Source organism: Streptomyces sp. NPDC003943, from assembly GCF_053605265.1.
The window spans coordinates 1-23,474 of sequence record NZ_JBSGIW010000027.1 but is presented as its reverse complement, the minus strand read 5'-3'; the positions used below and the strand labels follow the sequence as shown (position 1 = coordinate 23,474).

At 71.7% G+C, this 23,474-nt stretch carries 23 protein-coding genes; 18 read left to right on the top strand and 5 right to left on the bottom strand.

The genetic code is table 11. The features are described from left to right. Positions 1-86 precede the first annotated feature (86 nt). Positions 87-1,580, top strand: a complete 1,494-nt coding sequence (locus ACWEV0_RS14120) for an alpha/beta hydrolase (protein ID WP_453149464.1) — start codon at positions 87-89, stop codon at positions 1,578-1,580. On the opposite strand, the gene ACWEV0_RS14115 is transcribed toward ACWEV0_RS14120, so the two are convergent. The 3 genes from ACWEV0_RS14115 to ACWEV0_RS14105 all read right to left on the bottom strand — a co-directional run bounded on the left by ACWEV0_RS14115 (position 1,577) and on the right by ACWEV0_RS14105 (position 5,174). Further along, a complete protein-coding gene (locus tag ACWEV0_RS14115) occupies positions 1,577-3,073 on the bottom strand; it encodes a PTS transporter subunit EIIC (RefSeq protein ID WP_453149462.1) in 1,497 nt (498 codons plus the stop codon). The two genes, ACWEV0_RS14120 and ACWEV0_RS14115, sit on opposite strands and share 4 nt — an antisense overlap. A gap of 10 nt (positions 3,074-3,083) precedes the next feature. After that, a complete protein-coding gene (gene murQ, locus ACWEV0_RS14110; protein WP_453149460.1) occupies positions 3,084-4,019 on the bottom strand; it encodes an N-acetylmuramic acid 6-phosphate etherase in 936 nt (311 codons plus the stop codon). Positions 4,020-4,220: 201 nt separating this feature from the next. After that, positions 4,221-5,174 (bottom strand): MurR/RpiR family transcriptional regulator, encoded by a 954-nt coding sequence (locus ACWEV0_RS14105; protein WP_453149458.1) that lies wholly within the window; start codon positions 5,172-5,174, stop codon positions 4,221-4,223. A gap of 54 nt (positions 5,175-5,228) precedes the next feature. Between ACWEV0_RS14105 and ACWEV0_RS14100 the strand changes: the two genes are divergently transcribed. Together ACWEV0_RS14100 and ACWEV0_RS14095 are read left to right on the top strand one after the other, a co-directional pair. Then, a complete protein-coding gene (locus ACWEV0_RS14100) occupies positions 5,229-5,585 on the top strand; it encodes a hypothetical protein (protein WP_453149456.1) in 357 nt (118 codons plus the stop codon). A gap of 61 nt (positions 5,586-5,646) precedes the next feature. Next, positions 5,647-5,916 (top strand): DUF4031 domain-containing protein, encoded by a 270-nt coding sequence (locus ACWEV0_RS14095; RefSeq protein WP_453149454.1) that lies wholly within the window; start codon positions 5,647-5,649, stop codon positions 5,914-5,916. Positions 5,917-5,920: 4 nt separating this feature from the next. Here the strand turns inward: ACWEV0_RS14095 and ACWEV0_RS14090 are convergent, their stop codons facing one another. Then, a complete protein-coding gene (locus ACWEV0_RS14090) occupies positions 5,921-7,132 on the bottom strand; it encodes a Cmx/CmrA family chloramphenicol efflux MFS transporter (RefSeq protein ID WP_453149555.1) in 1,212 nt (403 codons plus the stop codon). 163 nt (positions 7,133-7,295) lie between these two features. Between ACWEV0_RS14090 and ACWEV0_RS14085 the strand changes: the two genes are divergently transcribed. After that, the gene (locus ACWEV0_RS14085; RefSeq protein ID WP_453149452.1) at positions 7,296-7,871 is read left to right on the top strand and encodes a DinB family protein; all 576 of its coding nucleotides are present in this window, start codon (positions 7,296-7,298) and stop codon (positions 7,869-7,871) included. 32 nt (positions 7,872-7,903) lie between these two features. On the opposite strand, the gene ACWEV0_RS14080 is transcribed toward ACWEV0_RS14085, so the two are convergent. Continuing rightward, positions 7,904-8,587 carry an HD domain-containing protein gene (locus ACWEV0_RS14080; RefSeq protein ID WP_453149451.1) on the bottom strand — a complete coding sequence of 228 codons (684 nt, stop codon included), beginning with the start codon at positions 8,585-8,587 and terminating at the stop codon, positions 7,904-7,906. Between the two features lie 155 nt (positions 8,588-8,742). Between ACWEV0_RS14080 and ACWEV0_RS14075 the strand changes: the two genes are divergently transcribed. The 14 genes from ACWEV0_RS14075 to ACWEV0_RS14010 form a co-directional block, all read left to right on the top strand. Continuing rightward, complete coding sequence (locus tag ACWEV0_RS14075) at positions 8,743-10,188, top strand: MFS transporter (RefSeq protein ID WP_453149449.1); 1,446 nt, start codon at positions 8,743-8,745, stop codon at positions 10,186-10,188. Between the two features lie 129 nt (positions 10,189-10,317). After that, positions 10,318-11,499, top strand: coding sequence for a trans-sulfuration enzyme family protein (locus ACWEV0_RS14070; protein WP_453149447.1), 1,182 nt, complete (start codon positions 10,318-10,320; stop codon positions 11,497-11,499). 121 nt (positions 11,500-11,620) lie between these two features. Beyond that, complete coding sequence (locus ACWEV0_RS14065) at positions 11,621-12,202, top strand: MaoC family dehydratase (RefSeq protein ID WP_453149445.1); 582 nt, start codon at positions 11,621-11,623, stop codon at positions 12,200-12,202. Positions 12,203-12,266: 64 nt separating this feature from the next. Continuing rightward, the gene (locus ACWEV0_RS14060; protein WP_453149443.1) at positions 12,267-13,109 is read left to right on the top strand and encodes a class I SAM-dependent methyltransferase; all 843 of its coding nucleotides are present in this window, start codon (positions 12,267-12,269) and stop codon (positions 13,107-13,109) included. Continuing rightward, positions 13,106-14,149 (top strand): class I SAM-dependent methyltransferase, encoded by a 1,044-nt coding sequence (locus ACWEV0_RS14055; RefSeq protein WP_453149442.1) that lies wholly within the window; start codon positions 13,106-13,108, stop codon positions 14,147-14,149. The genes ACWEV0_RS14060 and ACWEV0_RS14055 overlap by 4 nt, the downstream gene beginning before the upstream one ends. Positions 14,150-14,180: 31 nt before the next feature. Continuing rightward, entirely contained in the window at positions 14,181-15,071 is an 891-nt protein-coding gene (locus ACWEV0_RS14050; RefSeq protein ID WP_453149440.1) for a diiron oxygenase, read from the top strand. 46 nt (positions 15,072-15,117) lie between these two features. Next, positions 15,118-16,032 (top strand): hypothetical protein, encoded by a 915-nt coding sequence (locus ACWEV0_RS14045; protein WP_453149438.1) that lies wholly within the window; start codon positions 15,118-15,120, stop codon positions 16,030-16,032. Between the two features lies 1 nt (position 16,033). Then, entirely contained in the window at positions 16,034-16,480 is a 447-nt protein-coding gene (gene acpS, locus ACWEV0_RS14040; protein ID WP_453149436.1) for a holo-ACP synthase, read from the top strand. Between the two features lie 13 nt (positions 16,481-16,493). Next, positions 16,494-16,748: a phosphopantetheine-binding protein gene (locus tag ACWEV0_RS14035; RefSeq protein WP_403799652.1), complete on the top strand. Its 255-nt coding sequence runs from the start codon at positions 16,494-16,496 to the stop codon at positions 16,746-16,748. Beyond that, entirely contained in the window at positions 16,745-17,965 is a 1,221-nt protein-coding gene (gene metK / locus ACWEV0_RS14030; protein ID WP_453149434.1) for a methionine adenosyltransferase, read from the top strand. Before ACWEV0_RS14035 ends, metK begins: the two co-directional genes overlap by 4 nt. 3 nt (positions 17,966-17,968) lie before the next feature. Then, positions 17,969-18,952, top strand: coding sequence for a carbohydrate kinase family protein (locus tag ACWEV0_RS14025; protein ID WP_453149432.1), 984 nt, complete (start codon positions 17,969-17,971; stop codon positions 18,950-18,952). A gap of 11 nt (positions 18,953-18,963) precedes the next feature. Then, the gene (gene metH / locus ACWEV0_RS14020) at positions 18,964-22,434 is read left to right on the top strand and encodes a methionine synthase (protein WP_453149430.1); all 3,471 of its coding nucleotides are present in this window, start codon (positions 18,964-18,966) and stop codon (positions 22,432-22,434) included. Then, complete coding sequence (gene metF / locus ACWEV0_RS14015) at positions 22,431-23,291, top strand: methylenetetrahydrofolate reductase [NAD(P)H] (protein ID WP_453149428.1); 861 nt, start codon at positions 22,431-22,433, stop codon at positions 23,289-23,291. Before metH ends, metF begins: the two co-directional genes overlap by 4 nt. Next, the coding region (locus ACWEV0_RS14010) for an adenosylhomocysteinase (RefSeq protein ID WP_453149427.1) at positions 23,284-23,474 on the top strand (191 nt) is incomplete at its 3' end. The genes metF and ACWEV0_RS14010, both read left to right, overlap by 8 nt.

Here is a 23,474-nt window from a genome sequence, read left to right as displayed (position 1 = left end):
GACGGGGCAACCGGGGGGCTAGCCCCACCCCGTACCCGCATGCCTGCCGGATGGGTAGCTGACACCAGATCAACAAGGCTGTGAGCATGAAGACTTACGCAGGATTCGCCCTCGCCGCAGCCGCCCTGACCGCCGCCACCCTGACCGTCCCCGCGACCCCGGCAGCCGCCGCGACCGAGGCCGCGGCCGAGACCTCAGCCCTCGCCTGGACCCCGTGCGGCGCCGCCGACCTCAACCAGGAGTGCGCGACCCTCTCCGTCCCCCTCGACTACGCCGATCCCGACGGCCGCCAGGTCTCCCTCGCCGTCTCCCGCATCCGCAGCGCCGACCCCGCCGCCCGCCGCGGCACCCTCCTCGTCGTGCCCGGCGGCCCCGGCAGCTCCGGGGTGCAGCTGCTCGGATCGCGGGGCAAGCGGCTCAAGGGCGCGCTGGGCGAGGCGTACGACCTGGTGGCGTTCGATCCGCGGGGCGTCGGCGGCAGTTCGAAGGCGGACTGCGGGATCGACGAGGCGGACCGCCACCTCACGACCCTGCGCGCCTGGCCCACCGCTGACGGCTCGATCGAGGAGAACGTCGCCCGCGCCCGCCGTGTCGCCGAAGCCTGCGCCCGCAACGGCGGCCCGGAGCTGCGCGGCCTCACCACCGCCAACGAGGTCCGCGACATGGACCGGCTGCGGGAGGTCCTCGGCGAGGAGAAGGTCTCGGTGTGGGGCACCTCGTACGGCACGTACGTCACCGCGCAGTACGCCCAGAAGTTCCCGCGGCGCACCGACCGGATCGTCCTCGACAGCAGCGCCGACCCGAACCCGAAGTACGTCGCCCGTGGCTGGCTGCGTGACATGGCGGCCGCCGCCGACATCCGCTTCCCCGACTTCGCGGCCTGGGCGTCCCACCCGGACCGCGCCGCCGAGGGCCTGCGCCTCGCCGAACGCCCCGAGGACGTCCGCCCGCTCTTCCTCGACCTCGCCGCCCGCCTCGACCGCGCGCCCAAGCGGACGACCACGCCCGGGGTGCCGCTCACCGGCAACATGCTGCGGCAGGCCCTGCAGATGGCCCTCTACTCCGACTCCCAGTTCCCGTCCGTCGCCCGGCTGATCGCCCAGGCCCGCACCGACGGCGAGACGCCCGTCCTGCCGGGCGCGCTGGCCGGCCCGATGCCCGACGCGGACGCGACCATCACCGTCGGCGTCATCTGCAACGACGTGAAGTGGCCCCGGTCCGTCCCCTCGTACGAGCGCGCCGTCGCCGCCGACCGCGTCGCCCACCCGCTGACCGCCGGCATGCCCGTCAACGTCACGCCCTGCGCCTTCTGGAAGGGCGGCCCCGTCGAGAAGCCCACCCGCATCACCGACGCCGGCCCCTCCAACATCCTCATGATCCAGGGCCTGCGCGACCCCTCCACCCCGCACTTCGCCGGCCTGAAGATGCGCGAGGCCCTCGGCGCCCGCGCCCGCCTCGTCTCCGTCGACCACGGCGGCCACGGCATGTACCTGAGCAACGGCAACGCGTGCGGCGACGCGACGGTCACCCGCTTCCTGCTGACGGGGGAGCGGCCGGCCGCCGATGTGACCTGCCGCTAGAGCTCGCGCCGCCAGGCCTCGGCGGGCTCGGGCCGGGCCTCCGGGGACGGGCCGGCTGCAGCGCCCGCGCGGGGGGCCGGCGACTCCGCATCCGCCTCCGTGTCCACGTCGAACTCCTCGATCAGCTCCTTGCTCAGCCCGAAGAAGTAGGTGGCCAGGAAGCCCGCCACGTATCCGACGAGCAGCCCGCCCGCGTAGATCGCGAGCGTCGTGCCGAGGCCCCTGTCGCCGTCGAGGAGCGGGAAGAGGGCCCAGCCGGAGGGGCCGATGGCGGTGGAGCCGACCTTGTCGCCGAGCATGCTGAAGAGGCCGACGAAGCCGCCGCCGAACGCGCCGCCGACGCAGGCGGTGACGAAGGGGCGGCCGAGGGGGAGGGAGACGCCGTAGATGAGGGGTTCGCCTACGCCGAGGAGGCCGGCCGGGAGGGCGGACCTGATGGTGCGGCGCAGTGAGCGGTTGTGGGGGAGCCGGAGGTAGACGGCCATGGCCGCGCCGACCTGGCCCGCGCCCGCCATCGCGAGGATCGGGAGGAGGGCGGTGTAGCCCTGCTGCTCGATGAGGGTGGTGTGGATGGGGATGAGGGCCTGGTGCAGGCCGAGCATCACGAGCGGGAGGAAGAGGCCGCCGAGGACGAAGCCGGCGCCGGCGCCCGCGTGCGCGAGCAGCCAGTTCGCGAAGTCGCCGATCGCCCGGGAGACCTCGCCGGCCACGAACATCAGGCCGAAGACGGTGACCAGGCCGGAGACGAGCACGGTGAGGGTCGGGGTGACCAGGACGTCCAGGGACTCCGGCACCCGGCGGCGGCACCACCTCTCCACGTACACGGCGAGGACCGCCGCGCCCAGCGCGCCGAGGACACCGCCCTGGCCGGGGGACAGGGCCCGGCCGAAGACCTCGACCCTGCCGACGCCCGCGAAGACGATGACGGAGGCGACCGCGCCGCCGAGGACGGGCGTACCGCCGAACTCCTTGGCCGTGTTGTAGCCGACGAAGACCGCGATCAGGGCCATGAAGCCGCTGGCGACGGCGGCGAGCGCCGGGGTGACGCCGGGCAGCCATCCGAGGTTGACCAGCAGGCCGTTGAGACCGGCGATGATGCCGCAGCCGATGAGGGCGGGGATCAGCGGGACGAAGACGTCCGCGATGCGGCGCAGGAGCTGCTTGAAGGGGGTGGCGTTCCTCGCCTTACGGGCGTCTCTGATGGCCGCGCCCCGTTCGGCGAGGGTCTTCGGGCCCTCCGCTGCCAGCGTCTCGAACTCGGGAGCCACGCGGGCGACCGTGCCAGGACCGAGGACGATCTGGTACGTGTCGTCCTCCACCACCCCGAGCACGGCCGGCAGTGCCTTCAGTGCCTCGTCCTGGACGAGCGAGCGGTCCCGCAGACCCAGCCGGAGCCGGGTCATGCAGTGGGCCACGGAGCCGATGTTCGCGGGCCCGCCGACGAGGGGGAGGATCGCGGCGGCGATGGCGCGGTTCTTGTCGTCTGTGCTCACTCCCCGAGTGTCACGGCGTGGGCTCCGTGGCGTGCAGCGCCGCGCGCAGGTGGCCGCGGGAGTTCGCCAGCCGCCGCTCGGCGGTCTTGGCGTCGACGTCGGCGAGGATCATCAGGATCGCGGTCTTCGCCTCCCCGTCGGCGGCGGCGAGGGCGGACTCGATCTGCTCGTCCGGCGCGCCCGTGGCGAGCGCCACGATCCGGCGCGAGCGGGCCTGCAGCTTGTCGTTGGAGGCGCGAACGTCGACCATCAGGTTTCCGTATGTCTTGCCGAGCCGGATCATGGTGATCGTCGAGATCATGTTGAGGACGAGCTTCTGGGCCGTGCCGGCCTTCAGCCGGGTCGAGCCGGTGAGGAGTTCGGGGCCCGTGACGACCTCGATGCCGTGCTCGGCGGCCGCGGCGAGCGCGCTGTCCGCGTTGCAGGACAGGCCGATGGTGAGCGCGCCGAGCGCGCGGGCGTGTTCGACGGCGCCGATGGCGTACGGGGTGCGGCCGGATGCGGAGATGCCGACCACGGTGTCGGCGGCGGTGAGCCCGAGCGCGGCCAGGTCGGCGGCGGCGAGCTGCGCCGAGTCCTCGGCGCCCTCGACGGCCTCCACCATGGCGGCGGGGCCGCCCGCGATGCGGCCGACGACCTCGGACGGGTCGGTGTTGAAGGTGGGCGGGCACTCGCTGGCGTCCAGGACGCCGAGCCGGCCGGCCGTACCGGCGCCCATGTAGACGAGCCGGCCGCCGCGGGCCATCCGTTCGGCCGTCGCGTCGATGGCGGCGGCGATGGCGGGGAGCTGCTCGGCCACGGCGGCGGGGACGGTCTGGTCCTCCTGGTTCATGAGCGCGGCGATCTCGGCGGTGGGCAGCCGGTCGATCTCGGCGAGCTCGGGCCGGTACGCCTCGGTGGCGAGGGTGGCGAGCTGGGCGCGCAGTTCGGAGTACGTGGCGGACACGGGTGGCTCTTTTCGGCGGTCGGCGTCGGCGGTCGGCGTTCGGCGTTCGGCGTTCGGAGGCGAGCGTTCGGCTTTCGGCGGTCGGCGTTCAGAGACGAGCGTTCGGCGTTCGGCTTTCGGCGGCGAGCGGTCAGCGTCGGCGGTCGCGTTCGGCTTTCGGATGAGCGGTCGGCGGCCGGAGGAGAGCCGAGCGGTCGGCCGTCAGCGGTGGCGAGGGGCGTGGCGGTGGGCCAGGGCTTCGTACGAGGCCGCGAGGGCCGGGGCCGCCGTCTCGTACGTGCGCTGTGTGACGCAGGTGAACAGGCAGTCGACGACCAGGAGTTGGCTGGTGCGGGACGACATGGCCGCCGGGCGCAGCTCGCTCTCGCGGGCGGTGGAGGTGGTCAGCACGTGGTCGGCGTACTGCGCGACCGGTCCGTCCGGGCGGCCCGTGATGGCGACGGTGGTGGCGCCGTGGTCGAAGGCCACGCGCAGCGGTTCTATGACGTCGCCGGTCGAGCCGGAGTGGGTGATGGCGATGGCGACGTCGCCGGAGCGGAGTTGCACGGCGTTGGTGACGGCGAGGTGCGGGTCGCTGTGGGCGTGCGCGATCAGGCCGATGCGGAGCAGCTTCTGGCCGAGGTCCTGGGCGACCAGGCCGGAGGCGCCGACGCCGTAGATGTCGACGCGGCGGGCGGTGGCGAGGGCGGCGACGGCGGCGCCGAGCTGCACGGTGTCGAGCCCGGCCGCGGTGTCGGCGAGGGTCTGCTGCTCGTCGTACGCGAGCTTGGCGACCACGTCGGCGACGGGATCGTCGACGGCGATGTCGGCGGTGACGGAGGGCGCCCGGCCGGACTGCTGCTGGGCGGCGAGGCCGGCGAGGGCGAGCCGCAGGTCGCGGTAGCCCGGGTAGCCGAGGAGGCGGGCGGTGCGCACGACGGTCGCCTCGCTGGTGCCGGTGAGCTCGGCGAGGCCGGTGACCGTGAGGGCGGCGCAGCCGGCCGGGTCGCCGGCGACGGCCTCGGCGACCCGCTGCATGGAGCGGGTCATGGAGGGGGCGAGGGTCCGCACCTTGGCCGCGAGGGCGGCGGGCGCGGGCGGGGCGGGCGCGCGCGGGGCCGGTGCGGGCCCGGGCCCGAGGGCGCCGATGAAACTTTCCTTCACATCATGGGTCACAATTGAAAGATATTTTCGGCCGGAGAGGCCGTCAAGAAGGGCGACAATATGAACATGGACGACATCGACCCCGTGGAGCAGTCTCTTCATGCCGCCCGCGCTCTGGTTCTCGCCGACCTGGTGGCCCGCGATGTCGCCATGGCCGAGGTCGTCTCGATGGTGGAGGACGCCGTCGCGCACCGTCGCTGGTGGGTCGAGCAGTGGCCCGAGGGGCGGGGCTTCGTCGCCGGCCTCGTCGCCCAGGACGTCCAGGACGCCCTGCTCGAACGGTACGGCCGCTGGCCCCTCTGCCCGGTCTGCTCCTCGGGCGACCCGCACGCCCTCGACGTCGAGCCGGAGATGGGCCCCGACCCGCACTGGGTCTGCGGCAAACAGGGAGTGGTGGTCGCCCCGGTCGGCGGTCTGACGTGACCCGGGCGTACGGGACGGGCCGGGCCGACGTGACCCGGGCGTACGGGACGGGAGCGCGGCCGTGACCCTCTACATCGACCCGCCCACCTGGCCGGGTCACGGCCGCATGTGGTCGCACCTGGTCAGCGACGTCTCCTTCGAGGAGCTGCACGCCTTCGCGGCCGCCATCGGCTGTCCGCCCCGCGCCTTCGAGCGCGACCACTACGACGTCCCGTCCGACCACTACGCCTCCGCCGTGGCGGCGGGCGCGGTCGAGGTCGGCTCGAAGGAACTGCTGCGCCGCCTCACGGAGGCGGGTCTGCGCCGGCCGAAGGGCCGGCCGGCGCTCTGACGGCCTACCGGTCGGACAGGTCGGCGACGGCCGCCGTACGTACGTCGCTCCTGGCCACGACCTGGCTGACCGACCCCCGGGTGAGCCGCAGCGACACCGTGACCGCGGCCAGGCCGAGCAGGGTCATCGCGGCGCCCGCCCAGGCCGGGGAGGCGTAGCCGAGGTCCGCGTCGATGACGGTGCCGCCGAGCCAGGGGCCGCCGGTGTTGCCGAGGTTGAAGGCGGCGGTGGTGGTGGCGCCGGCGAGGGTGGGGGCGGCGCCGGCCACGTTGAACATGCGGGCGTTGAGGGCGGGGGCCGTGTAGAAGGCCGAGACGCCGAGCAGGAAGGTCAGGACGACCGTGGCGACGGGGCTGGAGGCCAGTAGGGCGAGGGCCACCAGGATGACGGTGGAGGCGGTGATGCCGCTGAGGAGGACGCCGAAGAGGTGGGCGTCGGCGACCCGGCCGCCGATGTACGTACCGATGAGCGCGCCGATGCCGAAGAGCGCGAGCACGCCGGAGACCCAGCCCGCGTCGAGGCCGGCGACGTCGGTGAGCAGCGGCGCGAGGTAGGAGAAGGCGCAGAAGACGCCGCCCGCGGCGAGCGCGGTGGTCAGGACGGAGAGCAGCACCTGCCGGTCGCGGTAGATGACCAGCTCGCCCTTGAGGCGGGGGCGCCGCTCGGGCAGCGGGATGTGCGGGATCCGGGTGAGCACGCCGACGAGCGCGATCGCCGAGGCGGCGGCGACGGCCCAGAACGCGGAGCGCCAGCCGAGGTGCTCGCCGAGGAAGGCGCCGGCGGGCACGCCGAGGACGTTGGCTATGGAGAGGCCGCCGATCATCACGGCCATGGCCCGCGCCCGCGCCCCGACCGGCACCATCGCGATGGCGACGGCGGCCCCGACCGCCCAGAACCCGGCGCACGCCAGGGCGCTCACCACGCGGGACGCGAACAGCACGGCGTAGTTCGGCGCGAGCGCGCCCGCGACCTGGCCCAGGCCGAAGACGCTGATCAGCGCGACCAGGGTGGTCTTGCGCGGCAGCCGCAGGGTCGCGGCGGCGAGCAGCGGGGCGCCGACGACCATGCCGATGGCGAAGGCGGAGATGAGCAGTCCGGCGCGGGGGATGGAGACGTTCATGTCGTCGGCGATGGGCGGCAGGAGGCCGGACAGCATGAACTCGCTCGTGCCGAGCGCGAAGACGGAGAGGCCGAGGATGTAGACGGCCAGGGGCATGCGGGTGGGGGAGGCGGGGGTGACAGGTGACGACGGCATGACATGGGCAACCCGGGGTTCGTACCTGTCATTCCTCTCACGGCGAACATCTCGCGATCCGGGACGGCGGCCGTGAGGTGGCGCACCGATAACTCGGTGGCGTGCGGCGGCCGTTGGGGTGAGCATGCGACCCATGACGACCGATGACACCACCCGCTGGACCCAGGCGACCGTCTACCCCGACATGTGGGCGGACCCCGACGACGACCCCCGCAACAGTGACGGCCCCAGCCCGGACGGCGAGCTCGGCACGCTCCTCGACTGCCTGACGAACTACCGCCTGACCCTGCGCATGAAGTGCGAGGGCCTCGACGCGGAGCAGCTCGCCCGCCGTTCCGTGCCGCCGTCGACGATGTCGCTGCTCGGCCTCGTACGCCACCTCGCCGAGGTCGAGCGCGGCTGGCGCGGCTGGATCAGCGCCGACGGCGAGCGGCCGTCGAAGCTGTACGGCGCGCGGGACGCCGACTTCGACGGCGCCGTGGCGGACCCGGCCGTGGTCGAGGCCGCCTTCCGCGACCTGGAACGCGAACAGGCCGAGACCGACGCCGCCCTGGCCGCCTTCGCCGACCTGGGTGAGCGGGTCGGCAAGGACGGCATCGCGGTCCGCGAGCTCCACGTCCACCGCATCGACGAGTACGCCCGCCACTGCGGCCACGCGGACCTGCTGCGCGAGTGCGTGGACGGGCGCGTGGGGCAGTAGGCGGCAGCACCGGGCCCCGCGCCGCCGGCCCGTCAGCTGCCCAGTTCCCCCAGTTCCCGCTCCATGTTGGTCCGCGCCCGCTCCTCCCACACCGCCGCCCCGTACGGCGTGCGGAACAGCCTCGGCAGCGCGAGGAGATGACGCAGGACGGCGGCGCGGCCCTCGCGGAAGGCGTCTTCGGGGACGAAGGCGTATTCCTCGCGGACCGCTGACGTATACCCCCTGTAGGTATCCGGGTCGGAGGCCAGGATCGCCAGGTCCGCGTCGCACAGCGCCTCGCCGTTGAGGTCGCCGGGGGACGGGTCGTGGGTGGTGGTGAGGCGGACGAGGCGGGCGACCTCGGTGACCTCGTGCGGGGTGAGGCCCGCCTCGGTGAGGGCCTTTTCGGCCAGGGCGGCGGAGCGTTCCTCGTTCTCGGAGCGGTCGGGGCGGTAGACCGCGTCGTGGAACCAGGCGGCGAGGCGGACGAGCTCCAACTCCCCGCCCTCGCCGCCCTGGTCGGCCAGTTCGTCGATGCGGTCGAGGACCGCGCGCAGGTGCTCGGCGGTGTGGTAGCGGCGCTGCGGCTCGTTCCAGCGGGACAGCAGGTTCCGGCCGTACGGGAGCGGGTCCGGGCCCTCGCGGCCCGACCGGGCCGCCAGCAGGGTCGAGGTCCAGCGGGCCAGGAGCTCCTGCTCCTGTGGCGTGGTCGGCTCGGTCGTCGGCTCAGTGGTCATGGGCGCATTCTGCCGCTCCGGCCCCGTTCCGACGCCGTACGACGTCCACGGAAGCGTGCCTTCATCTCACTCTTACATACCCCCCATGGGTATGCTACGGTGCTCCACGCAGGTACCCCCCAGGGGTATGTCGTCGCGATCGAAGGGCAGGGCAGATGTCAACCGTCAACCCCCGGCGCTGGTGGGCACTTGCCGTGCTCGCCGCCGCCCAGTTCATGGTCATCATGGACACCTCCATCATTGGAGTCGCGCTCCCCGAGATGCAGAAGGACCTGGGCTTCTCGCAGAGCGAGCTCCAGTGGATCTTCAACGCCTACGTGATCGTCTTCGGCGGTCTGCTGCTCCTCGGCGGCCGGCTCTCCGACCTCGTCGGCGCCCGCAAGATCTTCGTCTCCGGCTGGGCGATCATGATCGCCGGATCGATCGTCGCCGCCGCCGCGCAGACCGCCTGGGTCGAGATCGCCGGCCGCGCCGTGCAGGGCGTCGGCGGTGCGCTCATCGCGCCGTCCGCCATGACGCTGCTGATGATGCTCTTCATGCACGACCCGCGTGAGCTCGGCAAGGCGATGGCCCTCTACGGCGCCGCGGCCCCGGCCGGCGGTACCGCGGGCGTGTTCCTCGGCGGTGTGTTCACCGAGTGGGCCTGGTGGCAGCTGTGCTTCGTCATCTACGTCCCGATCGGCCTCGCGACCCTCGCCGCGACCAAGCTCCTCCCGAACGTCGAGTCCCGCCGCGGCTCCGTCGACGTCCTCGGTGCCGTCGCCGTCACCGCCGGTCTCGCCCTCGGTGTCTTCGCCGTCGTCCGTGCCCCCGAGGTCGGCTGGGGCGCCACCGCCACGGTCCTCGAACTCATCGGCGCCGTCGTCCTCATCGGTCTCTTCTTCGTGATCCAGAACTCCATCCGCGAGCCGCTCATGCCGCTCAGCGTGTGGCGGGTCCCGCGCCTCGGCTCGGCCAACCTGGCGATGACGCTGCTCGGTGCCGCCTGGATCCCGATGTGGTACTTCCTCAACCTGTACCTCCAGCAGGTCCTCCACTACGGCGCCTTCGAGTCCGGCGCGGCGCTGCTCCCGATGACCGTGCTCCTCATGATCTTCATGACGGCCATCACCGCCCGCCTCATGGCCAAGGTCGGCGCCAAGCCGCTCATCGGCATCGGGCTGCTCGTCCTCGCCGCCGGCCTGGTCTGGCTGGCCGCCGTCGAGCCCACCGGCACCTTCCTGGTCGACGTCCTGCCGGCCTCGCTGGTCGCCGCGCTCGGCATGTCCCTCGCCTACATCCCGACCATGATCGCCGCGATGTCCGGCGCTCCGCAGGAGCAGGCCGGTCTCGCCTCCGGCATCGTCAACACCACCTACAACGTCGGCTCCGCGCTCGGTCTCGCCGCGCTCACCGCGGTCGCCATGTCGCAGGGCGCCGACCAGCTCGGCAACCTGCCGAAGCTGACCGACGGCTTCTCGGCCGCCTTCATCGGCGCCGCGATCATCGCCGCCGTCGGCGGTGTCGTCACCCTCCTGGTGATGAAGAGCGACAAGGCGCTCGCCGCCGGCGCCGCCGCCGACTCCGCCCCGCAGCAGCAGGGCGACAAGGTCGCTGCCTGACACGCAGCCCGCACGGGGCCGCCCGACGTTCCTCCCCTGGACGTCGGTCGGCCCCTTTTCCATTCCACCCGCTCTCTGCGGTTCCTCCATTACCGCGCGAAATCTTTTCGCCTCGGAAGGAAAGAATTCATGGACCTTTTCACCCGCGCCGTGCATGTCTCCAACCCGCCGCTGCCCGACGCCAGTCGGCCGCTGTCCGTCCCCCTCGTCCAGTCCTCCGCCTTCGCCTTCTCCTCCGCCGACGAACTCGCCGAGGCCATGGCCGGACCCGACGGGCAGTACGTCTACAGCCGGCGCGGCAACCCGACCGTACGCGCCCTGGAGCAGACCCTCACCGGGCTCGAAGGCGGCGCCGGCGCCATCGCGTTCGCGTCCGGAATGGGCGCCATCAGCGGGGTGCTGCTCGCGCTGCTCAAGCCCGGCGACCGGGTGGTGGCGCAGAGGTGCCTGTACGGCGGGACCTTCAGCGTCCTGTCGGACCTCGCCGCGCGGTACGGCATCCACGTCACGTACATCTCCGGCGACGACACGGCCGAGTTCGAGCAGGCGGCGCAGCATCCGGCCACCCGGCTCCTCGTCCTGGAGACCGTCGCCAACCCCACCGGCCAGGTCGCCGACCTGCCCGGACTGCTCGCCGCGGCCCGGCGGACCGGCGTGACCAGCGTCGTCGACAACTCGCTCGCCTCGCCCGTCCTGTGCCGTCCGCTCGAACTCGGCGCGGACGTAGTGGTGCACTCCACCACCAAGTACCTCTCCGGTCACTCCGACGTGCTCGGCGGCGCCGCCGTCTTCGCCGACGACGCCCTGCGCCGGTCCGTCTGGCCCCGTACGGTCGAACTCGGCGCCTGCGCCGACCCGTTCGCCGCCTGGCTGACCCTGCGCGGGATACCGACGCTGCCGCTGCGGATGCGCGAGCACTGCGCCAACGCGGCCGTGCTCGCCGAGCGCCTCGCCGCCCGGGACGACATAGCGAAGGTCCACTACCCGTGGCTCGTCGGCCACCCCTCGTACGACACCGCCCGCAAGGTGCTCTCGGCCGGCGGCGGGCTGCTCTCCTTCGAGCTCGCGGGCGGTCGGGAGGCGGGCCGGGCGTTCATCGAGGGCGTGCGGGTCGCACGGCTCGCGCTGTCGCTCGGTGGCGTGGAATCGCTGGTCACCCACCCCGCCTCCACCTCCCATCGCGAGCTCGGCGCGGAGGCCCTCGCGGCGGCCGGCATCGCGCCCGGGCTGGTCCGGATGTCCGTCGGGATCGAGTCGGCCGAGGACCTGTGGGCCGACATCGAGCAGGCCCTCGAACGGGCCCGCGGCTAGCGGGAGTTTGAGCCAGGAAAAGCGGCTCTCCCTCCTTCTTTTGGGTTGACAAAATAAATGACTGATTCGTAGATTAGGTGATGCCAGGGAACGACCACTCCTAGGTCAAGGGGGGCGCGAGATGCGCTACTTCGAGGACTTCCGGCCCGGCGACGTCCACCAGCTGGGCACCGTCACCGTCACGGCGGAGGAGGTGCTGGAGTTCGGCAAGCGCTTCGATCCGCAGCCCTTCCACACGGACCCCGAGCTCGCCAAGGACTCCCAGTTCGGCGGGCTGATCGCCAGCGGTTTCCACACCCAGTCGATGTTCATGCGCCGCTACGTCGACGGACTGCTCGCCTACAGCGCCTGTATGGGCTCGCCCGGCATCGACGAGGTCCGCTACCTGCGGCCCGTGCGCCCCGGGGACGTCCTCACCGCACGCGTGGAGATCCTTGGCGTCACGCCGTCGCCGTTCAACCCCACCACCGGCACCGTCAAGCCGCGGTGCACGCTGGTGGCCGCCGACGGGACGGCCGTGTTCAGCATGATCCTGCACAGCATCTTCCGGCGCCGTCCCGCCGGATCCGAGGCCGGTCGTCTGTCGTCGATGCCCGCGGCCGCGGACCCGTCCGGATGCTGCCGCTCCGCCCAGCGGAGCGCCCCCACCAGCGCCGAAGCCGGCGTCGTGGAGAACGAGCCCGCAGTGGCCATGAGTGCCTGACCAGGCACGGCTCTGAGCACGGCCGTCCGAAACCTTTCCATCCATCACCGAAGGGGGACCTCCTGTGGAGGCCGTATCCCGCACCGCCCAGTGGACCGCCGCCGCGCGCGCCCTGGAGACCGAGCGCGAGGACCGGCTGTTCGCCGATCCGTACGCGCGCACGGTCGCCGACCAGATCGGCTTCGAACTGCTCGAGCGCTACGACGGGGGCGGCATCGTGCCGTTCCTCGCCATCCGCACCACCTACCTGGACCGCGCCATCGTCAAGGCGGTGGAGGAGCGCGGCATCCGCCAGGTCGTCTTCCTCGCCGCCGGCATGGACACCCGCTTCTTCCGGCTGCCCTGGCCCGACGGCGTCACCGTCTACGAGCTCGACCGCCCGGCCCTCCTGGAGGCCAAGGCCGAGATGCTCGCCCAGGAGCCCGCGCCCGCCGGCCGCACCCGGATCACCGTCCCGGTCGACCTGACCCAGGACTGGACCGGCCCGCTCAAGGAGGCGGGATGGAAGAGCGACGAGCCCGTCCTGTGGGTCGTCGAGGGCCTGCTGTTCTTCCTGCCCGAGCAGGCCGTCCGGACCCTGATCTCGCTGCTCGCCGCGCACGCGGCGCCCGGCTCCGTGCTGCTCGGCGACGTCATCTCCAAGGCCGCCCTGGAGAACCCGCTGGCCCGCTCCTTCATGAACGCGCTGGCGGAGGACGGCAACCCGTGGCTCTTCGGCACCGAGGAGCCCGAGGCGCTGCTCGCCGACTGCGGCTGGGACGTGCGCGAGGTCAAGATGCCGGGTGAGCCCGGCGCCCACTTCGACCGCTGGCCGTACCCGGTCCCGGCGCGCTCCGTCCCGCGCGTGCCCCGCTCCTTCCTCTTCACCTGTGACCTCCCCACCAGCCAGCAGGAGGTGGCCGCGTGAGCGCCCACGACTTCCACCAGAAGGTCATCACCGACGCCGGCGCGGCCGTGCGCGGTCTGACCGTCGCCCTCGGCGAGCGCCTCGGCCTCTACAAGGCCCTCGCGGAGCACGGCGCCCTCACCGCCGGCCAGCTCGCCGAGAAGACCGGCACCAACGAGCGGTACATCGAGGAGTGGCTGCACGCCCAGCTCTCCGCCGGGTACGTGGAGCGGCACCCGAGCTCCCTCACGTACACCCTGCCCGCCGACCACGTCGAGGTGCTCGCCGACCCGACCGCCGTCACCTTCGCGGCCGGCTTCTTCACCGCCCTCAAGGCGCTGTACGCCACCGAGGACCTGCTCGTCGAGGCGTACAAGTCCGGCGACGGCGTCGGCTGGGCCGAGCACGACGCGGCGCTCGACACCGGCATGGGCTCCTTCTTCCAGCCGACGTACGAGCACAAGCTCGTCCCGGACTGGCTGCCGGCCCTGGAGCAGGTCACCGACAAGCTGAACGCCGGCGGCACCGTCGCGGACGTCGGCTGCGGCGTCGGCCACACCACGCTGCTGATCGCGAAGGCGTTCCCGAACGCCACCGTCCACGGCTTCGACTACTCCGAAGAGGCCATCTCCATCGCCCGCCAGCTCGCCGAGGAGGCCGGCCTGTCCGACCGCGTCGTCTTCGACGTCGCCTCGGCCGACGACTACCCGGGCTCCGGCTACGACCTGGTCTGCTTCTTCAACGCCCTGCACGACATGGGCGACCCGGTCGCCGCCGCGCAGCACGTGCACAAGTCGCTCGACGCGGACGGCACCTGGATGCTCGTCGAGTCGAACGTCTCGCCCGCCGACATCGACACGCAGACGCCCGCCGCCCGCATGTTCATGGCCCTGTCCGCCGTGATGTGCCTGCCGGTCGCGGTCGCCCAGCGCGGCCCGCACGCCCTCGGCAACCACTCCGGCGAGAAGGCGTTCCGCGCCATCGCCGAGGAGGCCGGCTTCACCCGCTGGCGGCGCGCCACCGAGACCCCGGTGAACGCGGTCTACGAGGTCCGTCCGTAACCCCACCGCCTGCCAGCGAGGAGTCACCGCAATGAGCACCGCCGCCCTGCCCGTCACCGACCGGTTCATGGAGGTCCTGGAGCGCCTCAGCGAGCGCTCCGTCGAGGACTACTACAACCCGTACCAGACCTTCCAGTGGCCCGAGACCCTGGAGGAGAACCGGTACTGGATGACGCCGGAGCTGCTCACCGTCTACGGCACCGAGCACTTCGACACCCTCGGCGAGGAAACGCTTCAGCGCCTGTCGAAGTGGGAGTCCGTCAACTTCTACAGCCTCAATGTGCACGGCATCCGCGAGCTCCTCATCGAGGTCGTCGGCCGCATCCACATGCCCGGCTTCGAGGTCCCCTCGGACTTCTTCCACCACTTCATCGGCGAGGAGAACGAACACATGTGGTTCTTCTCCGAGTTCTGCCGGCGCTACGGCCACAAGATCTACGGCTCCACCGGCATGCGCGCCGACGCCGCCTGGGAGCCCGAGGTCGAGAACTTCCTGGTCTTCACCCGCATCCTGTTCTTCGAGGAGCTGGTCGACCACTACAACTCCCGGATGGCCAAGGACGCCGACCTCTGTCACACCATCCGCGAGGTCAACCGCATCCACCACCAGGACGAGTCCCGGCACATCGCCTTCGGCCGCGAGCTGGTCTCGCTGCTCTTCCAGCGCATGACCGAGGCCGTCCCCGCCGAGCGGGTCCGCGAGGTCGAGGCGTACCTCAAGCGCTACGTCGTCTACAGCATCAACTCGCTCTACAACCCGCACGTCTACAAGGACGCCGGCATCGCCGACCCGCTGGCCCTGCGCAACTCGCTGATCGCCGACGAGCGCCGCCGTGCCCACGAGCGCAAGGCGATCCGCAAGCCGCTCTCCTTCTTCCTGAAGACCGGGATCTTCTCCGACGACAGCCTCCCCGTCCTCTGAGATCCGGTCCTGAGCGCGCGAACCCACCCTGAGAGGTGAACCGACCATGACCGTGACAACCCCCGCGAACGCGACCGTCGGGGCGAGCACCGGGACGACCGGGGCGACCAGGGGCCTGCCCACGCTCGGCCCGGAGGGGACCCGCCTGCTGCGGCTCCTCGACGACACCTTCGAGGGCTGGGGGGTGACCGCGGGCGCCCGCACCATGACGATGCCCCCGCTGCTCCCGGCCGCCGACCTGGCCCGGCTCGACTACTACGACAACTTCCCCCACCAGGCCGTCGTCGCCGCCCCGCTCGACCTGGAGCGACGCGCGACCGCGCCCTTCTCCACCGACACCGGCCGCTTCCCGACCGAGGCGCTCCAGCCGGCCGAGCTCGGACTGCCCTCGGCGTCCTGCTACGCCGTCTACCTGACCCACCAGGGCACCCAGGTCGCCGACGACCACCTGGTGACCATCTGCTCCTGGTGCTTCCGCAAGGAGACGCACTACGAGGGCATGCGGCGCCAGCTCGGCTTCCGCATGCGGGAGATCGTGGCCATCGGCGGGCAGAGCCACGCCGAGAACCACCTCGCGGACTTCACCGCCCGCATCCACGCCTTCGCCGCGGCACTCGACCTGCCGCTGCGCAAGGAGGCCGCCTGCGACCCGTTCTTCGACAAGGGCGGTTCGAAGGCGCTGCTCCAGCGGCTCACGCCGGTGAAGCACGAGTTCCTGTACGAGGACCTGGCGATCGCCTCGGTCAACACGCACCGGAACTTCTTCGGCGACCGCTGCGACATCACCCTGGAGTCGACCGGTGGACCGGCCTTCACCAGCTGTGTCGCCTTCGGTCTGGAGCGCTGGCTGTCGGCGCTCACCCGCCGCCACGGCAGCTGGGAGACCGCCACCGAGGCGGTCCTCGACGCGAACGCCCGCATGCGCGCCGATGCGAGTCTCGCGGCCGGGCCGGTGATCTGACGTGCCGGCCCGTCCCGTCGCCCCGCCGGCGGGCGGCCTGGGCTGGGCGAACCTCGGCATGGACATCGTGTCCGTCAACCGCGTGCGGAGGCTCCTCGCGCAGTACGGCGAGAAGTTCTTCGAGCGGATGCTCACCCCCGGCGAACTCGACGACTGCCGCACCGCCAGCGGGCTCGACGTCCTGAGCCTGTGCGGCCGGATCGCGGCCAAGGAAGCGGCGTTCAAGACCTTACGGGTCAGGGGCAGATTCCTGCCCTGGCCGGACATCGTCGTACGGCGCTCCGAGGGCGGCTGGCCGCTCGTGGAGCTGCGCGGTCCCGCCGCGGAGATGGCCCAGGAGTCCGGCATCTCCGAGATCACCGTGTCCATCAGCCACGACGTGGACTACGCGGTCGCGGTCGCCGCGCCGATCATCGCCCCCACCCCTTCCGCAAGCAGCAGCATCTAAAAGGAGAAGCATCATGGCCGACGGCCTGCAGACGGTGAAGAACTGGATCCTCGAGCGTCACCCCGAGCGCGACGACATCGCCGCCGACCTCGACCTGATCGAGAACCGCCTCATCGACTCGCTGTCCTTCGTCGAGTTCGTCTTCCTGCTGGAGCAGGAGAGCGGCACCTCGATCCAGATGGAGACCCTGGAGGTCGACTCCATCCGGACGCTGGGCGCCATCGAGCAGCACTTCTTCGCGAACGACAAGGTGGAGGTCCAGGCATGAGCCGCCGCCTGTTCACCTCGGAGTCCGTGACCGAGGGCCACCCCGACAAGATCGCCGACCGGATCAGCGACACCGTCCTGGACGCCCTGCTCGCCCAGGACCCGCACTCCCGCGTCGCCGTCGAGACCCTGATCACCACCGGTCAGGTGCACATCGCCGGCGAGGTCACCACCTCCGCGTACGCGCCGATAGCCCAGCTGGTGCGCGACGCCGTGCTCGACATCGGCTACGACTCCTCCGCGAAGGGCTTCGACGGCGCCTCCTGCGGCGTGTCGGTGTCCATCGGCGCCCAGTCGCCGGACATCGCGCAGGGTGTCGACACCGCCCACGAGGCCCGCGTCGAGGGCGTGGAGGACGAGCTGGCGGCCCAGGGCGCCGGCGACCAGGGCCTGATGTTCGGCTACGCCTGTGACGACACGGCCGAGCTGATGCCGCTGCCGATCGCGCTGGCGCACCGCCTGTCGCGCCGGCTGACGGAGGTCCGCAAGAACGGGACCGTTCCGTACCTGCGGCCCGACGGCAAGACCCAGGTCACCATCGAGTACGACGGCGACCGGCCGGTCCGCCTCGACACCGTGGTCGTCTCCTCGCAGCACGCCGCCGACATCTCCGTCGAGGGCCTGCTCACCCCCGACATCCGCGAGTACGTCGTCGAGCACGTCCTCAAGGAGCTCGTCGAGGAGGGCGTGACCCTGGAGTCCGACGGCTACCGGCTCCTGGTCAACCCGACCGGGCGCTTCGAGATCGGCGGCCCGATGGGCGACGCCGGCCTCACCGGCCGGAAGATCATCATCGACACGTACGGCGGCATGGCCCGGCACGGCGGTGGCGCGTTCTCCGGCAAGGACCCGTCGAAGGTGGACCGCTCGGCCGCCTACGCGATGCGCTGGGTGGCGAAGAACATCGTCGCCGCCGGGCTCGCCCGCCGCGCCGAGGTACAGGTCGCGTACGCGATCGGCAAGGCGGAGCCGGTCGGTCTCTTCGTCGAGACCTTCGGCACCGGCACCCTCCCGGACGAGACGATCCAGGAGGCCGTGTCCCGGGTCTTCGACCTGCGGCCGGCCGCGATCATCCGCGACCTGGACCTGAAGCGCCCGATCTACGCGGCCACGGCGGCGTACGGGCACTTCGGCCGGGAGCTGCCGGAGTTCACCTGGGAGAGGACCGACCGGGCCGACGCTCTCAAGAAGGCCGCGCGAGAGGTCACGGGGGTCTGATCCATGCGAATCGCTGTCACCGGATCCATCGCGACCGACCATCTGATGACCTTCCCCGGCTGGTTCAGCGAGCAGTTGATCGCCGACCGGCTCGACAAGGTCTCCCTGTCGTTCCTCGCCGACAACCTGGAGGTCAGGCGCGGCGGAGTGGCAGCGAACATCGCCTTCGGACTCGGTGTGCTCGGCCTGCGCCCCGTCCTCGTGGGCGCGGTCGGCGCCGACTTCGAGCCGTACCGGATCTGGCTCAAGGACCACGGTGTGGACACCGACTCGGTGCGCGTCAGCGAGTCGCTCCACACCGCCCGGTTCGTCTGTACCACCGACCGGGCGCAGAACCAGATCGCCACGTTCTACGCCGGCGCGATGAGCGAGGCCCGCGAGATCGACCTGCGGGACGTCGTCGCCCGGACCGGGCGTCTGGAACTCGTCCTGGTCTCCCCGGACGACCCCGAGGCCATGCTGCGGCACTCCCGCACCTGCCGCGAGCTCGGGATCCCGTTCGCCGCCGACCCGTCGCAGCAGCTGGCGCGGCTCGACGGCGGGCAGGTGCGGGACCTGGTGGACGGGGCGCGGTTCCTGTTCACCAACGAGTACGAGACCGCCCTGCTGCAGGAGAAGACCGGCTGGACCGAGGCGGACGTGCTGCGCCGCGTCGGAACGTGGGTCACCACCCACGGCGAGGCCGGGGTGCGGATCCGCGGCGAGGACCGCGCGCCGCTCGCGGTGCCGGCGGTGCCGGTCGCCGGCGTGGTCGACCCGACGGGCGTCGGTGACGCCTTCCGGGCCGGTTTCCTCGCCGGGACGCTCTGGGGCGTGCCGGAGAAGTGCGCGGCCCAGCTGGGCTGCGCGGTGGCGGCCACCGTCCTCGACTACGTGGGCACGCAGGAGTACCGGCTGCACCGGGACACGCTCCTGGACCGCATCCGCACGACGTACGGGGTGGGCTGCACGGCCACGCTCATGACGCATCTGAGGCACCTGACATGAATGGGGCTGACGTGACGAAGCACGCCAGGCGCTCGCTCCGCGAGGAGTTCGCCACCCGGGTCGTGGTGGCCGACGGGGCGATGGGCACCATGCTCCAGGCCGCCGACCCCACCATGGACGACTTCACGGGTCTGGAGGGCTGCAACGAGATCCTCAACCTGACCCGTCCCGACATCGTCGCCTCTGTGCACGACGCCTACTTCTCGGTGGGCGTGGACGCGGTGGAGACCAACACGTTCGGCGCCAACCTGGCGGCGCTCGCCGAGTACGGCATCGAGCACCGCGTGTACGAGCTGTCGGAGGCCGGCGCGCGCATCGCCCGCTCCGCCGCCGACGCCCACACGGCCGTCGACGGCCGGCCCCGCTGGGTGCTCGGCTCGATGGGACCGGGCACCAAGCTGCCGACCCTCGGGCACGTCACGTACGAGCCGCTGCGCGACGCCTTCCAGCAGAACGCGGAGGGCCTGCTGCGGGGCGGGGCGGACGCGCTGCTCATCGAGACCTCGCAGGACCTGCTCCAGACGAAGGCGGCCGTCATCGGCGCCCGCCGGGCCCTGGACTTCCTCGGCCTCGACCTGCCCGTGATCGTGCAGGTGACCGTCGAGACGACGGGCACCATGCTGCTCGGCTCCGAGATCGGTGCCGCGCTCACGGCCCTGGAGCCGCTGGGCATCGACATGATCGGCCTCAACTGCGCCACCGGCCCGGCGGAGATGGCGGAGCACCTGCGCCATCTGTCCCGGCACGCCCGGATCCCGGTCTCGGTGATGCCGAACGCCGGCCTGCCGGTGCTGACCTCGGACGGCGCGCACTACCCGCTGTCGCCCGCCGAACTCGCCGACGCGCAGGAGGCGTTCGTACGGGACTACGGCCCCGCGCTGGTCGGCGGCTGCTGCGGCACGACGCCCGAGCACCTGCGCGCCATCGTGGAGCGGGTGCGCGGCGCGGCCGTGCGGGGCCGAACGCCGGTCGTCGAGCCGGGTGCGTCGTCGCTCTACAGCCATGTGCCGTTCCGCCAGGACACCTCGTACCTGGCGATCGGCGAGCGGACGAACGCCAACGGTTCGAAGAAGTTCCGCGAGGCGATGCTGGAGGGCCGCTGGGACGACTGCGTCGAGATGGCGCGCGACCAGATCCGCGAGGGCGCGCACATGCTCGACCTGTGCGTGGACTACGTGGGCCGCGACGGCGTCGCCGACATGGCGGAGCTCGCGGGGCGCTTCGCGACGGCCTCGACGCTGCCGATCGTGCTCGACTCGACCGAGGTGGCGGTGCTGCGGGCCGGCCTGGAGAAGCTGGGCGGCCGCGCGGTCGTCAACTCGGTCAACTACGAGGACGGCGACGGCCCGGAGTCGCGGTTCGCACAGGTCGCGGGCCTGGCGCGGGAGCACGGCGCGGCGCTGATGGCGCTGACGATCGACGAGGAGGGGCAGGCCCGCACGGTCGAGAAGAAGGTCGCGATCGCCGAGCGGCTGATCGCCGACCTGAGCGGGAACTGGGGGATCAGGGAGTCGGACATCCTGATCGACACCCTCACGTTCACCATCTGCACGGGCCAGGAGGAGTCCCGCAAGGACGGCATCGCCACCATCGAGGCGATCCGCGAGCTGAAGCGGCGCCACCCGGACGTCCAGACCACCCTGGGCCTCTCGAACATCTCCTTCGGTCTCAACCCGGCCGCCCGGATCGTGCTGAACTCGGTCTTCCTCGACGAGTGCGTCAAGGCCGGGCTCGACTCGGCGATCGTGCACGCGTCGAAGATCCTGCCGATCGCGCGCCTGGAGCCGGAGCAGGTGCAGGTCGCGCTCGACCTGATCTACGACCGGCGCCGTGAGGGCTACGACCCGCTGCAGCGCCTGCTCGAACTCTTCGAGGGCGCGACGGCGAAGTCCCTGAAGGCCGGCAAGGCGGAGGAGCTGCTCGCGCTTCCGCTGGAGGAGCGCCTCAAGCGGCGGATCATCGACGGCGAGAAGAACGGCCTGGAGGCTGATCTGGACTCCGCCCTGGAGACCACTCCGGCGCTGGAGATCGTCAACGAGATCCTGCTCGACGGCATGAAGACGGTCGGCGAACTGTTCGGCTCCGGCCAGATGCAGCTGCCGTTCGTGCTCCAGTCCGCCGAGGTCATGAAGACGGCCGTGGCCCACCTCGAACCCCACATGGAGAAGTCGGATGCCGACGGCAAGGGCACGATCGTCCTGGCGACTGTGCGCGGTGACGTCCACGACATCGGCAAGAACCTCGTCGACATCATCCTCTCCAACAACGGCTACAACGTGGTCAACATCGGCATCAAGCAACCGGTGTCGGCGATCCTGGAGGCCGCCGAGGAGCACGCCGCCGACGTGATCGGCATGTCCGGTCTGCTGGTGAAGTCCACGGTGATCATGAAGGAGAACCTGGAGGAGCTGAACGGCCGCGGCCTGGCCGCCAGGTATCCGGTGATCCTCGGCGGCGCGGCCCTGACCAGGGCGTACGTCGAGCAGGACCTGCACGAGATCTACCAGGGCGAGGTCCGCTACGCCCGCGACGCCTTCGAGGGCCTGCGCCTGATGGACGCCCTCATGGCGGTCAAGCGGGGCGTGCCGGGCGCGACCCTGCCGGAGCTCAAGCAGCGCCGGGTGCCGAAGCGGGACACCCCCGTCCTGGCGGTACGGGAGCCCGAGCCGGCCGGCCGTTCCGACGTGGCCGCCGACAACGTCGTACCGGAACCGCCGTTCCTCGGCACGAAGGTCGTCAAGGGCATCCAGCTCGCCGAGTACGCGAGCTGGCTGGACGAGGGCGCCCTGTTCAAGGGCCAGTGGGGCCTGAAGGACAAGGAGACCGTCGAGTCGGAGGGCCGGCCGCGGCTGCGCGGCTGGCTGGACCGGCTCCAGACGGACCACCTCCTCGAAGCGGCCGTGGTGTACGGCTACTTCCCCTGTGTGTCCAAGGGCGACGACCTGATCGTCCTGGACGAGGACGGAGGCGAGCGGACCCGCTTCTCCTTCCCCCGGCAACAGCGGGGCCGCCGCCTCTGCCTGGCCGACTTCTTCCGCTCCGAGGAGTCCGGCGAGATCGACGTCATCGGCCTGCAGGTCGTCACCGTCGGCTCCCGGATCGGCGAGGAGACGGCGAAGCTGTTCGCCGCCGACGCCTACCGCGACTACCTCGAACTGCACGGTCTGTCCGTGCAGTTGGCCGAGGCGCTGGCCGAGTACTGGCACGGCCGGGTGCGCCAGGAGTGGGGCATCGCGGGGAACGACCCGGACGGCATCGAGGGCATGCTGCGCACCGAGTACCAGGGCTGCCGCTACTCGCTCGGCTACCCGGCCTGCCCCGACCTGGAGGACCGGGCGAAGATCGCCGAGCTCCTGCGGCCGGAGCGGATCGGCGTGGAGCTGTCGGAGGAGTACCAGCTGCACCCCGAGCAGTCGACCGACGCCTTCGTGGTCCACCACCCCGAGGCCAGCTACTTCAACGCGGGAGGCCGACGCCTGTGAATCCGACCTTCTCGTTCGAGTTCTTCCCGCCGAAGACCGACAAGGGCGAGCAGACCCTGTGGGACGCGATCCGCCGCGTGGAGGCGCTCGCGCCGGACTTCGTCTCCGTGACGTACGGCGCGGGCGGCTCCTCCCGGGACCGCACCATCGACGTCACCAAGCGGATCGTCACCGAGACCACCCTGCGGCCCGTCGCGCATCTGACGGCCGTCGGCCACTCGGTCGCCGAGCTGCGCGCGATCATCGGCGCCTACGCGGACGCCGGCGTCCGGGACGTCCTCGTGCTGCGCGGCGACCCGCCGGGCGACCCGCGCGGCGCCTGGACCGCACACCCGGACGGCTTCACCTATGCGTACGAACTCGTCGAGCTCGTAAGGTCGTTGGGGGATTTCCGGATCGGCGTTGCGGCCTTCCCTGAGGGCCACCCGCGCTCCGCGAGCCCCGAGAGCGACCTCGCGCACTTCGTGGCCAAGTGCCGGGCGGGCGCCGACTACGCCATCACCCAGATGTTCTTCGACCCGGAGGACTATCTGCGGCTGCGCGACCGGGTCGCGGCGGCCGGCTGCGACACCCCGATCATCCCGGAGATCATGCCGGCGACCGACGTCCGGCAGATCCGCCGCTTCGCCGAGCTGTCCGACGCGGCCTTCCCCGAGGACCTGGCCCACCGCCTGGAGGCGGCGAAGGACGACCCCGCCGCCGCGTACCGCATCGGCGTCGAGCACGCGACCCGGATGGGGCTGCGGCTGCTCGACGAGGGCGCGCCGGGCCTGCACTACATCACGCTCAACAAGAGCACAGCGGCCCTCGAAATCCACAGATCGATCCAAGCCTCAAGGAGCCTCGCACGTGTCTGAGTTCACCGACTTCAAGGTCGCCGACATCGGTCTGGCGGAGTTCGGCCGCAAGGAGATCACCCTCGCCGAGCACGAGATGCCGGGGCTCATGGCGATCCGCCGCGAGTACGCCGAGCAGCAGCCGCTGGCCGGCGCCCGGATCACCGGCTCGCTGCACATGACCGTGCAGACCGCCGTCCTGAT

What these genes read in the sequence shown, in the direction of transcription:
- ACWEV0_RS14120 (WP_453149464.1), top strand. Translation starts at nt 87, where the DNA reads ATGAAGACTTACGCAGGATTCGCCCTCGCCGCAGCCGCCCTGACCGCC.
- ACWEV0_RS14100 (WP_453149456.1), top strand. Translation starts at nt 5,229, where the DNA reads ATGGACGACATCGACCCCGTGGAGCAGTCTCTTCATGCCGCCCGCGCT.
- ACWEV0_RS14090 (WP_453149555.1), bottom strand. Translation starts at nt 7,132, where the DNA reads ATGCCCCTGGCCGTCTACATCCTCGGCCTCTCCGTCTTCGCGCTCGGC.
- ACWEV0_RS14085 (WP_453149452.1), top strand. Translation starts at nt 7,296, where the DNA reads ATGCGACCCATGACGACCGATGACACCACCCGCTGGACCCAGGCGACC.
- ACWEV0_RS14080 (WP_453149451.1), bottom strand. Translation starts at nt 8,587, where the DNA reads ATGACCACTGAGCCGACGACCGAGCCGACCACGCCACAGGAGCAGGAG.
- ACWEV0_RS14075 (WP_453149449.1), top strand. Translation starts at nt 8,743, where the DNA reads ATGTCAACCGTCAACCCCCGGCGCTGGTGGGCACTTGCCGTGCTCGCC.
- ACWEV0_RS14070 (WP_453149447.1), top strand. Translation starts at nt 10,318, where the DNA reads ATGGACCTTTTCACCCGCGCCGTGCATGTCTCCAACCCGCCGCTGCCC.
- ACWEV0_RS14065 (WP_453149445.1), top strand. Translation starts at nt 11,621, where the DNA reads ATGCGCTACTTCGAGGACTTCCGGCCCGGCGACGTCCACCAGCTGGGC.
- ACWEV0_RS14050 (WP_453149440.1), top strand. Translation starts at nt 14,181, where the DNA reads ATGAGCACCGCCGCCCTGCCCGTCACCGACCGGTTCATGGAGGTCCTG.
- ACWEV0_RS14045 (WP_453149438.1), top strand. Translation starts at nt 15,118, where the DNA reads ATGACCGTGACAACCCCCGCGAACGCGACCGTCGGGGCGAGCACCGGG.
- ACWEV0_RS14035 (WP_403799652.1), top strand. Translation starts at nt 16,494, where the DNA reads ATGGCCGACGGCCTGCAGACGGTGAAGAACTGGATCCTCGAGCGTCAC.
- metK (WP_453149434.1), top strand. Translation starts at nt 16,745, where the DNA reads ATGAGCCGCCGCCTGTTCACCTCGGAGTCCGTGACCGAGGGCCACCCC.
- ACWEV0_RS14025 (WP_453149432.1), top strand. Translation starts at nt 17,969, where the DNA reads ATGCGAATCGCTGTCACCGGATCCATCGCGACCGACCATCTGATGACC.